The 13,740-nt window shown below is 42.8% G+C and carries 12 protein-coding genes; 6 read left to right on the top strand and 6 right to left on the bottom strand.

The annotated features are described in order from the left end of the window. The first annotated feature begins 18 nt into the window (after positions 1-18). From pcnB to panC, 4 genes are read left to right on the top strand one after another with little or no spacing between them, the layout of a single operon-like run. The gene (pcnB, locus tag VSA01S_RS00195; RefSeq protein ID WP_039979405.1) at positions 19-1,386 is read left to right on the top strand and encodes a polynucleotide adenylyltransferase PcnB; all 1,368 of its coding nucleotides are present in this window, start codon (positions 19-21) and stop codon (positions 1,384-1,386) included. Continuing rightward, positions 1,383-1,868, top strand: a complete 486-nt coding sequence (gene folK, locus VSA01S_RS00190; RefSeq protein WP_039979364.1) for a 2-amino-4-hydroxy-6-hydroxymethyldihydropteridine diphosphokinase — start codon at positions 1,383-1,385, stop codon at positions 1,866-1,868. Before pcnB ends, folK begins: the two co-directional genes overlap by 4 nt. A gap of 23 nt (positions 1,869-1,891) precedes the next feature. Further along, positions 1,892-2,686 carry a 3-methyl-2-oxobutanoate hydroxymethyltransferase gene (gene panB, locus VSA01S_RS00185; protein ID WP_039979365.1) on the top strand — a complete coding sequence of 265 codons (795 nt, stop codon included), beginning with the start codon at positions 1,892-1,894 and terminating at the stop codon, positions 2,684-2,686. Between the two features lie 11 nt (positions 2,687-2,697). Further along, on the top strand, positions 2,698-3,603 hold the full coding sequence (gene panC / locus VSA01S_RS00180) for a pantoate--beta-alanine ligase (protein WP_039979366.1): 906 nt from the start codon (positions 2,698-2,700) through the stop codon (positions 3,601-3,603). Positions 3,604-3,861: 258 nt separating this feature from the next. Here the strand turns inward: panC and VSA01S_RS00175 are convergent, their stop codons facing one another. The 3 genes from VSA01S_RS00175 to VSA01S_RS00165 all read right to left on the bottom strand — a co-directional run bounded on the left by VSA01S_RS00175 (position 3,862) and on the right by VSA01S_RS00165 (position 7,486). Then, positions 3,862-4,632 carry an ABC transporter permease gene (locus VSA01S_RS00175; protein ID WP_039979367.1) on the bottom strand — a complete coding sequence of 257 codons (771 nt, stop codon included), beginning with the start codon at positions 4,630-4,632 and terminating at the stop codon, positions 3,862-3,864. Then, positions 4,632-5,552, bottom strand: a complete 921-nt coding sequence (locus VSA01S_RS00170; RefSeq protein ID WP_039979368.1) for an ABC transporter ATP-binding protein — start codon at positions 5,550-5,552, stop codon at positions 4,632-4,634. The genes VSA01S_RS00175 and VSA01S_RS00170 overlap by 1 nt, the downstream gene beginning before the upstream one ends. Before the next feature lie 260 nt (positions 5,553-5,812). Then, positions 5,813-7,486: a SulP family inorganic anion transporter gene (locus VSA01S_RS00165; RefSeq protein ID WP_039979370.1), complete on the bottom strand. Its 1,674-nt coding sequence runs from the start codon at positions 7,484-7,486 to the stop codon at positions 5,813-5,815. Between the two features lie 323 nt (positions 7,487-7,809). Here VSA01S_RS00165 and can point away from each other — a divergent pair, with 323 nt between their 5' ends. Continuing rightward, positions 7,810-8,478, top strand: a complete 669-nt coding sequence (can, locus tag VSA01S_RS00160) for a carbonate dehydratase (RefSeq protein WP_039979371.1) — start codon at positions 7,810-7,812, stop codon at positions 8,476-8,478. 79 nt (positions 8,479-8,557) lie between these two features. Here the strand turns inward: can and hpt are convergent, their stop codons facing one another. Then, complete coding sequence (gene hpt, locus VSA01S_RS00155) at positions 8,558-9,088, bottom strand: hypoxanthine phosphoribosyltransferase (RefSeq protein WP_039979372.1); 531 nt, start codon at positions 9,086-9,088, stop codon at positions 8,558-8,560. A 321-nt stretch (positions 9,089-9,409) separates the two neighbouring features. Between hpt and VSA01S_RS00150 the strand changes: the two genes are divergently transcribed. After that, entirely contained in the window at positions 9,410-10,021 is a 612-nt protein-coding gene (locus VSA01S_RS00150; RefSeq protein ID WP_039979374.1) for a LuxR/HapR/OpaR family quorum-sensing transcriptional regulator, read from the top strand. A gap of 106 nt (positions 10,022-10,127) precedes the next feature. On the opposite strand, the gene lpdA is transcribed toward VSA01S_RS00150, so the two are convergent. Beyond that, positions 10,128-11,558 carry a dihydrolipoyl dehydrogenase gene (lpdA, locus tag VSA01S_RS00145; protein WP_021711288.1) on the bottom strand — a complete coding sequence of 477 codons (1,431 nt, stop codon included), beginning with the start codon at positions 11,556-11,558 and terminating at the stop codon, positions 10,128-10,130. Positions 11,559-11,813: 255 nt separating this feature from the next. Beyond that, positions 11,814-13,718, bottom strand: a complete 1,905-nt coding sequence (aceF, locus tag VSA01S_RS00140) for a pyruvate dehydrogenase complex dihydrolipoyllysine-residue acetyltransferase (RefSeq protein WP_039979375.1) — start codon at positions 13,716-13,718, stop codon at positions 11,814-11,816. Positions 13,719-13,740: the final 22 nt, after the last annotated feature.

Genomic DNA, 13,740 nt, shown 5'->3' with positions numbered 1-13,740 from the left:
AAAACCAGAGGCTGCCAGATGCACATGAATAAAAACGACTATACACCAAGCGAATCGACCATGATCCCAGAGCTCGCTCTCAATGTCATTACTCGTGAAGAACACAATATTTCACGCAAACAGATCAGTGATAACGCCCTGAAGGTGCTATACCGACTCAATGGTGCTGGTTTCGAAGCTTACCTTGTCGGTGGTGGCGTTCGCGACTTATTGCTGGGACAACACCCAAAAGACTTTGATATTGCTACTAATGCGACACCTGAACAAATCAAACAATTGTTCAGAAATTGCCGCTTGATTGGCCGACGTTTCCGCCTTGCTCATATTATGTTTGGCCGTGACATTATTGAAGTAGCCACTTTCCGTGGTCACCATCAAGAGCAAAAAAATAAAAACGTCTCTCAACAATCAAAAGAAGGGATGTTATTACGTGATAACGTTTATGGCACCATTGATGAAGACGCTGAACGCCGCGACTTCACCATTAATTCAATGTATTACAACATTGCTGATTACTCGATTCATGACTATGCTCGAGGCATGGAAGATCTTGAAGAACGATTGGTTCGTCTGATCGGTGAGCCTGAGACTCGTTATCGTGAAGACCCAGTTCGCATGCTACGTGCGATCCGTTTTGCGGTAAAACTTGATTTCGATATTGAAGAAGATACCGCTGCACCAATTGAGTATATGGCGCCACTATTACGTGACATTCCATCTGCACGATTGTTTGAAGAATCCCTGAAATTACTTCAATCAGGTTATGGATTAGAAACCTATCACCTAATGCGTGAATACAATCTATTCCAACAGTTATTTCCTACGATTTCTGAATATTTCACGGAAGATTATGAATCTCACACTGAGCAAATGCTTGACTTAGTTTTAGATTCTACTGATATGCGTATCGAAGACGGCAAGCGCATCAATCCAGCGTTTATGTTCGCAGCAATGCTTTGGTACCCGCTGTGCGAGCTCGCAGATAAACTTATGGAGCAGCGTAAGTTAAGCCACTACGACGCAATTATGGAAGCGAGTAATATCATTCTTGATGACCAAGTCAAGACGATCGCAATTCCCCGCCGTCATACCGCCACCATCCGAGAAATTTGGCAACTTCAGCTTAGACTTCCTCGCCGCAGTGGCAAACGTGCTTTCCGTCTTATGGAGCTCAATAAATTTAGAGCTGGCTTCGATTTTCTTGAAATGCGTGGAGAAATTGAAGGTGGTGAAACACAGAAGCTTGCCAAGTGGTGGGAAACTTTCCAGAATGCAGGGCGAGAAATGCGCCAAGCAATGGCTAACGATGTCGACGGTCAAGCACCAAAACCAGGCCAGCGTCGTCGTAAACCTTCTCGTAAGAAAAAGAGTAAACCGACAACATGATAACAGCTTACATTGCGGTAGGCAGCAATTTGGCTGATCCTGTCAGCCAAGCAAAACAAGCAATAGAAGCCCTAAAAAAGCTACCAAGATCCGAGTTTTTGCAGGCTTCTTCGTTGTATAGCAGCGCACCAATGGGCCCGACAGATCAACCGGATTATGTTAATGCGGTCATTGCCATTAAAACCGATTTAGCTCCATTAGAGTTACTTGATTGCACTCAGGCGATTGAACTGGAACAAGGACGGGTTCGTAAAGAGGAACGCTGGGGGCCAAGAACCTTGGATCTCGATCTCATTCTTTACGGAAATCAAACCATAGATTCTCCGAGATTAACCATTCCTCATTATGGAATGAAAGAGCGAGAGTTCGTTCTTTACCCTCTTGCAGAAATCGCCCCAAATCTCTGTCTCCCTGACGGAACAGAACTTTCATCATTATTAGCACAAGTGGATCAAAACGGGTTGAGTATTTGGCCATCATAGCCAGCGCCTAGCAGGATAATAACATGAAAAAAATCACCATTAACGATCTAATGAAATGGAAACAAGAAGGTCGTAAATTTGCAACGTCAACCGCCTACGATGCAAGCTTTGCACAACTTTTCGAGAGCCAAGAAATGCCAGTACTGCTGGTTGGTGACTCACTAGGTATGGTGTTACAAGGCAAACCAGACACATTGCCTGTTACGGTTGAAGATATTGCTTACCATACACGCTGCGTGCGTGCTGGCAGTCCAAACTGTTTATTGATGGCTGATATGCCCTTTATGAGTTTCACTACTCCCGAACAAGCCTGTGAAAATGCCGCAGTCTTAATGCGTTCTGGGGCAAATATGGTAAAAATTGAAGGTGGTGAGTGGCTAATTGACACCGTTAAAATGCTGACAGAACGTGCTGTCCCTGTATGTGCACACTTAGGGCTAACACCGCAATCTGTCAACATCTTTGGGGGCTACAAAGTGCAAGGCCGCGATCAGGAAAAAGCCGATCGCATGGTGAAAGATGCACTCGCCCTTCAAGAAGCTGGAGCTCAAATTGTGCTACTTGAATGTGTGCCCGCCGATCTTGCAGCACGTATCACCCAAGTTCTTGATGTACCAGTAATCGGTATCGGTGCTGGTAATGCTACTGATGGTCAAATCCTTGTTATGCACGATATGTTCGGAATTTCAGCTAACTACATGCCAAAATTCTCGAAAAACTTCCTCCAAGAGACTGGTGATATTCGCACAGCCGTAGCTCGATACATCACTGAAGTTGAGAACGGTGCTTTCCCTGACGCTGAACACACCATTGCCTAAAGGATTCTTGCATGCAAACTTTTACCGCTATCTCAGCAATTCGCGAACAAATCAAAGCGTTTAAACGTGAAGGGCGTAACATCGCTTTTGTTCCTACGATGGGCAACCTACATGAAGGGCACCTAACCTTAGTACGTAAAGCGCGCGAATATGCCGACATCGTCGTGGTAAGCATCTTTGTTAACCCAATGCAATTCGAACGTAGCGATGATTTAAATAGCTACCCAAGAACTCTCGAAGACGATTTAAACAAACTGCTTGGAGAAAAAGTCGACGTCGTTTTTACACCGACACCTGACATTATCTACCCGGAAGGACTCGATAAGCAAACCCACGTCGATGTTCCTGAATTATCGACTATGCTAGAGGGCGCCTCTCGTCCTGGTCATTTCCGTGGTGTCACTACCGTCGTTAATAAGTTATTTAATATCATCCAGCCTAACGTGGCCTGCTTTGGGGAAAAAGACTTTCAGCAACTTGCTGTGATTAGAAAAATGGTCAGCGACCTCGCCATGGATATCGATATTATTGGTGTCCCTACGGTACGTGAAATGGATGGCCTTGCCATGAGTTCTCGCAACGGCCTCTTGACCATCGATGAACGTCAACGTGCGCCAGTTCTAGCACGTACAATGCGTTGGATTAGCAGCGCTATCCGAGGTGGTCGAGATGATTACGCATCTGTGATTGAGGATGCAAGCGATCAGCTGCGCGCTGCGGACCTCCACCCTGATGAGATTTTTATCCGTGATGCAAGAACCTTACAAGAAATTAATACCGAGACGACACAGGCAGTCATTCTTATGTCTGCTTTCCTAGGCAAGGTTCGTCTGATTGATAATCAAACACTTGATATGGCAGTAGAAAACAAAGAAGAAGCATCAGCAGACGAAGTAAATTCAACCAACGTTGAATAAGCTAGTTTTCCTCGTCAGTATCATAATGAATGAGTTACAGTGAGATTTAAAGCACATACCGCCCAATCAATAGACTCATCACCAAAACAACAAAAGCCGGTCTCAAACACTGACACCGGCTTTTCTATACTTCTATTTGGCGTTACCGGCCTCTATACCTATCAATGTCTCTAAGTGGCATAAGAAGATCGGATACTATTTTTACAGCAAACCAAATAGTTAGAGTTTTATCTCTCGAGGTAAAATACCTTTTTAAGTTTAGCTTCTTAAGCCAATTCCTTTTGTCACTAAGAAATGAGCAACAGCATAGAGCGCGACGACAAAAATGGTCAATACGCTAAAAGATGTCACAATGCCAACATCAGATACACCTAAAAAGCCATAACGGAAGGCGTTAACCATGTAGACAATTGGATTGAGTTTCGAAACACCTTGCCAAAATTCAGGCAAAAGACTTATAGAGTAAAATACACCGCCAAGGTAAGTCAGTGGAGTCAAGACAAAGGTCGGGATAATCGAAATATCATCGTATGTTTTTGCATATACAGCATTAATCAAACCTCCTAGTGAAAACACAACGGAAGTCATAAAGACGGTTGCAATGATGATCCCCCAGTGATCCACGTTAAGTTCCACAAAAAACAGAGAAACGCCAGTCACTATAGTGCCCACTAACAAACCACGCACAACGCCTCCCATCACAAAGCCAAGAATAATGACATAGCTAGGGACTGGAGCAACCATTAACTCTTCAATGTTCCGTTGAAATTTAGAGCTAAAGAATGAAGACGCGACATTCGAGTAGGAGTTCGTAATCACTGACATCATGATTAAACCGGGTACGATGTACTCCATGTAGCTAAAGCCCTCCATATCTCCGATACGAGAGCCAATCAAACTGCCAAAAATAATGAAATATAGTGTCATCGTAATTGCTGGTGGCACCAGTGTTTGCACCCAGATTCGTGTAAAACGATTAATTTCTTTGCTTAATAGGCTACAAAATGCCGTCCAATAGAGTTTGTACATTATTGTGATCCTCCTCGAACGATACTGACAAACAACTCTTCTAGTCGATTGGCTTTATTGCGCATCGATGTGACCTTCACACCACAATCAGACAACTGATTAAACACACTATTCAGCCCTTGGCTTTTTTCGATTTCAATTTCTAATGAACCATTCACCAGCGTTTGTTTGTTCACATCGGCTAATTGAGGCAAAGTACCCTGATATTCAAAATCTAAAATGAAAGTTTCAACGTGTAATTGGTTAAGCAAGGCTTTCATCGTGGTATTTTCAATCAACTCACCTTTGTTAATGATACCAATATGACGACAAAGCATCTCCGCCTCTTCAAGATAATGGGTCGTCAAAATAATCGTAATGCCTTGTTCTTGATTGATCTCCTTCAGGAAGTCCCACATCGAACGGCGCAACTCAATATCAACACCCGCTGTCGGTTCATCTAAGATCAGTAACTGCGGCTCATGCATTAATGCTCGAGCAATCATCAAGCGGCGTTTCATGCCTCCCGATAAATTACGCGCACGCTCTTTACGCTTCTCCCAAAGGTCAAGCTTAGTCAGGTACTTTTCAGCTCGCTGCTTGGCTAAAGCCTTAGAAACACCATAATAGCCGGCCTGTTGAATAACAATCTGCTCAACCGTCTCAAACTGGTTGAAATTAAATTCTTGCGGCACTAAGCCCAAGTTTTGTTTCGCCAACTCAAGGTGTGTATCCATGTCATAGCCGAATACTTTGACGCTTCCTGAAGTTTTATTCACTAAGGAAGATATAATCCCTATCGTCGTCGATTTACCTGCGCCATTAGGCCCTAATAGTGCGTAAAAGTCCCCTTTTTCGACGGTTAAACTCATCCCTTTTAGCGCTTCAAAACCTCCAGCGTATGTCTTACGCAGTTGTTCTATTTCTAATGCATATGTCATTTCATCACTGCCATCTGTGAGTTAATCATTTAAACCCATTCATCTTTTACTCTTAATGGGTTATCAATTTCCCAGTGAGTTTATCGTCAAATGACGATTAAAACAAACCTATAATTTACAGAGTTTCAAAGCGTCTAATCTTGGAGACTAATGATCCTTCAAGAACGAAAGGTAGGGTGATTAAACTAGATAAATTCTCTACCCAATTGATCCCAGGATATTTGGGTATATTCGCAGGATGTCAGATAAGCGAATAGAGGTTACGTTGTTAATAAAACAAGAGAGTCATCTTGTTCTACTTGCTTAATCGCTGCATTTAAAGCTTCATAACGGAATTTGAAGCTATTTTCATCTGGAACTAAATCAAGCACATGAAATTTCTCTAATTGCTCACGAGTCCGTTCATTGGGGCACAACAAATACACCGAACATTGCGCTTCGAGTGCATCTTTAATAGCATTTTCAAGAGCAAGACCGACTGTCACATCGATCATGGGGACATCGCTGAGATCAAGGATCATCGCTTCATAATCTCTGATACTAGAGTGCTGACGAGAAATCGCTTTCGAGACACTGAAGATCATAGGGCCAGATAAATAGAAAAAGAGGACTTTTCCATTAGCTCGATCAAGCAGATTCTTTTCACTATCAGTGAGCGGTACATCATCTTCATCAGCATCACTGATCGCTTTTACTTGTCGTGCTTGCTCACGACTCAACCGTTCAATAATAATAATGTTTGAAATAAATACACCGAGTCCGACGGCAACAATCAAGTCAACAAATACGGTCAGCAACATCACCCCATACATCACCGCCATACCAGGAAAGCTCACTTTATGTACTCGCTGAATAAAACTCCAGTCAAGAATATTCACTCCAACGTAGACAGCAATTCCTGCCAGTACAGCCATCGGAATCGGAGCCGTTAATCCACTTGCTACTAACACCACGAACGCTAAGATTAAGGCACGAATAACTCCAGATAATGGGGAACGTGCCCCCACTTGAATATTGGTGACCGTTCCCATAGTTGCACCAGCACCAGGAAGTGCACCAAACACACCAGAAATCATGTTTGCAAAACCCTGACCACGTAATTCTTTATCTGAGTTATGCTCCTTGCGTGTCAGCGAGTCGCCAATAACCGCAGTTAACAAGGTATCAATACAACCTAAGGTTCCCAGCACAAGTGCATCGATCACCATTTCCATGAATATAGCTGGCTCGACATGAGGAACCACTAATGAAGGCAAGCCTGCTGGAATCTCACCGATCCGGCGTATATCATCAACATCAAAAAACATCACCGACAAAACCGTGACAATGACTAATGCAACTAATTGTGCTGGAACGTATCTACGGTACTGCCTTGGGAAAAAAAATAAGATCACTAATGTGAGTAGCCCTAGGAATAATTCACTGAACTTAAGATTTGAAATGGTCTCTGGCAATGCTGATAACGTTCCAGTGACTCCACCTAAAGGCGCTGGGTACCCCAGCAGAGGAGAGAGCTGCAAGATGATCAAAATAACGCCAATGCCAGACATAAAACCTGAGATAACGCTGTAGGGCATAAGGGTAATATATTTACCCAACTTAAGTGTACCAAGCAATACTTGAAATGCACCAGCCATCATCACGACTGTAAATGTCATCGCCATCCCGGTTTCCGGGTATTTGGCCATCATACTGGTCAATACTGCTGTCATAATGACTGTCATCGGGCCAGTCGGCTCAGAAATAAGGGTATTGGAGCCACCAAATAGTGAAGCGAATAACCCGACCATGATCGCCCCCCATAACCCTGCTTCAGCTCCAGCTCCTGAAGCAACGCCAAATGCTAACGCTAAAGGCAGTGATATGATAGCGGTGGTGACGCCTCCGAAAGCATCTCCTCTTAAGTCGATATCCTTAAATCGGTGACCAAACATTAACTCTGCTTCCTGCATTTAAACAAAAAATACTTTTAATCTAACAAATATTTCAATCAACACCGAAAAAAAAACACAGATAACAGAAAGTGATTATCTACAAGTTGAATAATGACTGCATAATCTATGAATTTCAGCGCTAGAACTCGTCAGATGAGTCATGTTAGGTGAATATTTAACAGGATTGAAATTGTAACATTGTGTATAGTTATAACCGAGTAGCCTCAGATGCTTGGGTAAAAGACTTAGAGATCACACTATCTATAAAAACCTTGTGATCTATTCAGTAACATTCTTTTTATGACTAGGGAAGTGAGTTTCAGATGCCAGAAATGAAACAATTATTCGAAAATAACTCAAAATGGTCAGAAGAAATCAAATCTGATCGCCCTGAATACTTTGCAAAACTTGCCGAAGGCCAAAAGCCGGACTTTCTTTGGATTGGTTGCTCTGATAGTCGAGTTCCGGCGGAACGATTGACAGGCTTATATTCTGGTGAGCTATTCGTTCACCGTAATGTTGCCAACCAAGTCATTCATACCGATTTAAACTGTTTATCAGTCGTCCAATATGCTGTTGATGTTCTCAAGGTAAAACATATTATTGTTTGTGGTCATTATGGTTGTGGAGGGGTAAAAGCGGCTATTGATAATCCACAGCTTGGGTTAATCAATAACTGGTTACTCCATATTCGCGATTTGTACTTTAAACACCGTGACTATCTAGACCAACTCCCAGAAATAGATAAGGCTGATAAGCTTGGCGAAATAAATGTTGCTGAGCAGGTCTATAACTTAGGTAATTCTACTATCATGCAGAATGCTTGGGAAAGAGGACAAGATGTAGAAATTCATGGTGTTGTATACGGCATTGAAGATGGTAAATTAGAATATCTAGGTATTCGTTCAAACTCAAAAGAAACCGTCGAAGCTTCTTACCAAAAAGCACTCTCAACAATCCTAAATTCAGAAAATAAATTACTTTGCCGCTGAACTAAAAGGATAACCCTGACTAGATAAAAAAACGCTCATTACAAGTTAATGGGCGTTTTTTTATTCAAAGGAATACTAATTACTCTTGAGGTACCACTTTGCCAATAAAGGGTAAATGACGATATTTCTGTGCATAATCAATACCGACTCCCACAACAAATTCATCTGGGATAGAGAACCCAACCCAATCAATGGGTACTTCAATTTCACGGCGAGATGGCTTATCAAGCAGAGTGCAGATAGCAATAGATTTGGGTTCACGTAAAGACAGGATTTCACGGATCTTATTTAATGTATTACCAGTATCAATAATATCTTCAATAATCAATACATCCTTTCCTTTAATATCATCATCAAGATCTTTTAAAATCCGTACATCTCGTGAGCTTTCCATTGTATTGCCATAGCTAGAAGCCGTCATAAAATCTACCTGATGAGTCAATTGAATTGCACGAGCTAAATCAGCCATAAATACAAATGAGCCACGCAGCAAACCAACTAAAACTAGGTCTTCGCTGCCTTTGTAGTGTTCCGTAATTTGCTTACCTAATTCACAGATTCGATCATGAACTTCTTGCTCAGAAATCATTACTTCTATTGTATGTTTCATACTTTACTCAATTTTCTTTAGAGGTTGAGGTTGATCGTACGCAAGCGAGCACCCTATTTCTGCCAATAAGTGTAACACCCCCTCTTTCAACTGAGAAGTTTCACATTAAATCATTCATTATTTTGATGTATGTCTTATTTTTAAAAGTTTCATAGTTGAATTGGTCATTAGTTGTAACATTTTTGTCTACAAAACGCACATCACATATTGACCTGAGCCATATGCACCATTACACTCATAGACGCTTAAAAGCAATTATTAAAATAATTAATTAGGGGATATACCCCAATAATATCAACTCAAATGGCAAGGAATATAACTATGGACTCAATAGCTAAGAGACCTCGAACAAGGCTTTCTCCTCTAAAACGTAAACAGCAGCTGATGGAAATCGCACTAGAAGTGTTTGCCCGTCGCGGTATCGGTCGTGGCGGTCACGCTGATATTGCAGAAATAGCACAAGTTTCTGTTGCAACTGTTTTTAATTATTTTCCAACTCGCGAAGATCTGGTTGATGAAGTGTTGAATCATGTTGTACGCCAATTTTCAAACTTCTTATCTGATAATATTGATTTAGATATTCATGCTCGCGAAAACATCGCTAACATTACTAACGCGATGATTGAACTCGTCAGTCAAAATTGTTACTGGCTAAAAGTTTGGTTTGAATGGAGCGCTTCAACTCGTGATGAGGTATGGCCATTGTTTGTGACGACAAACCGAACTAACCAATTGTTAGTACAAAATATGTTCATCAAGGCTATTGAACGTGGCCAAGTACGTGAGCAGTTTGAGCCTGAAGTTCTGGGTAACTTATTCCATGGAATTTGCTACTCAATTTTTGTTCAAGCAAACCGCTCTAAAAACGAAGCAGAGTTGTCTCATTTAGTAAATTCATACTTAGAGATGCTGTGTATCTACAACTGTGATTAATTCAATTTTTTAATTAATCAGCATAAAGCCCGCTATACTAGCGGGCTTTTTACGAACATAAAAAACGCCGACAAAAGTCAGCGTTTTTTTATAGCGTTTTTAAAAATTACTTTTTCTTTTTTACTGCTTTTTTGTTTGGCAGGTCAGTGATTGAACCTTCAAATACTTCAGCAGCTAGACCCACAGACTCATGTAGAGTTGGGTGAGCATGAATCGTTAGCGCGATATCTTCAGCATCACAACCCATCTCGATAGCTAGGCCGATTTCACCAAGCAATTCACCACCGTTAGTACCAACAACAGCACCACCGATTACACGATGAGATTCTTTATCAAAGATCAGCTTAGTCATACCATCTGAACAATCAGATGCAATCGCACGACCTGAAGCTGCCCATGGGAATGTCGCAACTTCGTAGTTAATGCCTTCTGCCTTCGCTTCTTTCTCAGTCTTACCAACCCATGCCACTTCTGGCTCAGTGTAAGCAATTGAAGGAATAACTTTAGGATCGAAGTAGTGTTTCTTACCAGAAATAACTTCTGCTGCCACGTGACCTTCATGCACACCTTTGTGAGCTAGCATTGGTTGACCAACTACGTCACCAATTGCATGGATATGAGGAACGTTCGTACGCATTTGCTTATCAACGTTGATAAAGCCGCGCTCATCCACTTCAATTCCCGCTTTTTCAGCATCGATAAGTGCACCGTTTGGTACACGGCCGATAGCAACAAGAACCGCATCATAGCGCTCAGCATCTGCTGGTGCTTTTTTACCTTCCATTGAAACGTAGATACCGTCTTCTTTCGCTTCAACTGCCGTTACTTTCGTTTCTAGCATCAAGTTGAATTTGTCTTTAACACGTTTAGTGTAAACCTTAACGATGTCTTTATCCGCTGCAGGAATAACCTGATCGAACATCTCAACAACATCAACTTTAGAACCTAGAGATTGGTAAACTGTGCCCATTTCTAGACCGATGATACCACCACCCATGATCAGAAGTTTTTCAGGAACTTCTTTCAGCTCAAGTGCATCTGTAGAATCCCAAATTCGTGGGTCTTCATGTGGGATGAATGGCAGTTTAATAGGGCGAGAACCTGCCGCTACGATTGCATTGTCAAAGTTTACAGTCGTTGCTTCACCCTCACCTTCTACAAGGATCGAGTTAGGACCTGTGAACTTACCGTAGCCATTAACGACAGTCACATTACGCATCTTAGCCATACCACCAAGACCACCAGTCAATTGGGTAACAACTTTGTCTTTCCAGATACGAATCTTGTTGATGTCAGTTTGCGGCTCACCGAAAACAACGCCGTGCTCAGCCATTGCTTTCGCTTCTTCAATTACTTTTGAAACGTGTAATAGTGCTTTTGATGGGATACAACCCACGTTCAAACATACACCACCTAAAGAGCTGTAACGCTCGATAAGTACTGTTTCAAGACCTAAATCTGCACATCGGAATGCTGCAGAGTAACCAGCAGGACCAGAACCAAGTACAACAACTTGGGCTTTAATTTCTTTGCTCATTGTGACCTCTTGTAGTCATTATCCCTAACAGGCTGAGTAAGTATTGATTTATATAATTAACGTCTGTTTTGTTTTAAACCGTTATTTTCAGACCGCATCAGTTTACAGAGATGTTAATGGCATGAAAAGTAAATCAATTTAGCCTGTGAGCTAGACAACAGTTCGGCATCGAAAGCGTCTGCTTCCCCACCAAACCATTCGGTAATTCTAGTAACAGAGGCGGCTTAGTTGCCGCCTCTGAATCTTTATTCTTAATTAAAGAACAAGACGACGAATGTCTGATAGTGCGCCGTTTAGGAAAGTAATGAAACGCGCACCTTCAGCACCATCGATCACACGGTGGTCGTATGATAGAGACAGTGGAAGCTGTAAGCGAGGTTCAAATTCTTTACCATTCCATACAGGTTTCATTTCAGACTTAGACACACCAAGGATGCCCACTTCAGGTGCGTTTACGATTGGCGTAAACGCTGTACCGCCAATACCACCAAGGCTAGAGATTGTGAAACAACCGCCTTGCATATCAGCCGCAGTGAGCTTGCCAGCACGTGCTTTCTTAGAAACTGCCATTAGCTCTTCAGATAGCTCATAGATGCCTTTCTTGTTCACGTCTTTAAATACAGGAACAACAAGACCGTTTGGCGTATCTACTGCAATACCTACGTTTACGTACTTCTTAAGAATGATGCTTTCGCCATCTTCAGAAAGTGAAGAGTTAAACGCTGGGAACGCTTCAAGTGCTTTAGCAACCGCTTTCATGATGAACACAAGAGGAGTGATCTTCATTCCAGTGTCTTTCTTCGCTTCGATTGCGTTCTGCTCTTTACGGAATGCTTCTAGCTCAGTGATGTCAGCGTTGTCCCACTGTGTAACGTGAGGAATCATTACCCAGTTACGATGTAGGTTTGCACCAGAGATCTTCTTGATCTTAGAAAGCTTCTGAACTTCAGTTTCGCCGAACTTGCTGAAGTCAACTTTTGGCCAAGGTAGTAGACCAAGCGCTGCGCCGTCGCCTTTGCCAGATGCTGCTGCACCTACGCCAGATTCAAGACGCTTAAGTGCATCTTTAACGTAAGCTTGAACGTCTTCTTTTAGGATACGGCTCTTACGACCAGTACCTTTAACCTTAGATAGGTTAACGCCGAATTCACGAGCAAGACGACGAACAACTGGAGATGCGTGTGCGTAGTCGTTGTTCTCTTGGAAATCACCAGTCGCTGCAGGAGCTGCCGCCGCTGGAGCTTCAGCTTTAGGAGCTACCGCTGGAGCTGCTGCTTGTGCAGGTGCCGCTACAGGAGCTGGAGCCGCGCCTTCAACAACGAAGGTCATGATTAGAGAGCCAGTCGTTACTTTATCGCCCGCTGCAATCTTGATTTCTTTTACCGTACCAGCGAATGGTGCAGGAACTTCCATAGAAGCTTTATCGCCTTCAACAGTGATTAGAGATTGCTCTTCTTCTACTGTGTCGCCAACCGCTACCATTACTTCAGTAACTTCAACTTCGTCACCGCCGATATCTGGAACGTTTACTTCTTTCTCAGCTGGAGCCGCCGCAGGTGCCGCTGGAGCCTCTACTGCAGCAGGAGCCGCTGCTGCGCCTGAACCAGCAGTTTCGCTACCACCTACAGAGAAAACCATGATTAGAGAACCAGTTGTTACTTTATCGCCAGCAGCAACTTTGATCTCTTTTAGCGTACCAGCGAATGGCGCTGGAACTTCCATTGATGCTTTGTCGCCTTCAACCGTCAGAAGAGATTGCTCTTCTTCGATGCTGTCGCCAACTGCAACCATGATTTCAGTAACTTCTACTTCGTCGCCACCGATATCAGGAACGTGAACTTCTTTAAGTTCTGCTGCCGCTGCTGCTGGAGCTGGAGCTGCTGCTGGAGCCGCTTCTACTGCAGGAGCAGGTGCAGCAGCTGCTGCACCCTCGGCTTCGAAAATCATGATAAGAGAACCAGTAGTAACAGAATCACCTTCCGCTACTTTGATTTCTTTAACAATACCTGCTTGAGACGCTGGAACTTCCATAGAAGCTTTGTCGCCTTCAACAGTGATCAGAGACTGCTCTTCTTCAACCTTGTCGCCAACGCTTACAAGAATCTCAGTAACTTCAACCTCATCCGCACCGATGTCAGGTACATTAATTTCGATTGCCATTGCTTATTTACCTTCTAGTTAA

Source organism: Vibrio sagamiensis NBRC 104589 (assembly GCF_007990935.1).
Taxonomy (GTDB): Bacteria; Pseudomonadota; Gammaproteobacteria; order Enterobacterales; family Vibrionaceae; genus Vibrio; species Vibrio sagamiensis.
Note: the sequence above shows the minus strand (reverse complement) of the source record. Positions and strands in the feature narration are given on the sequence as shown.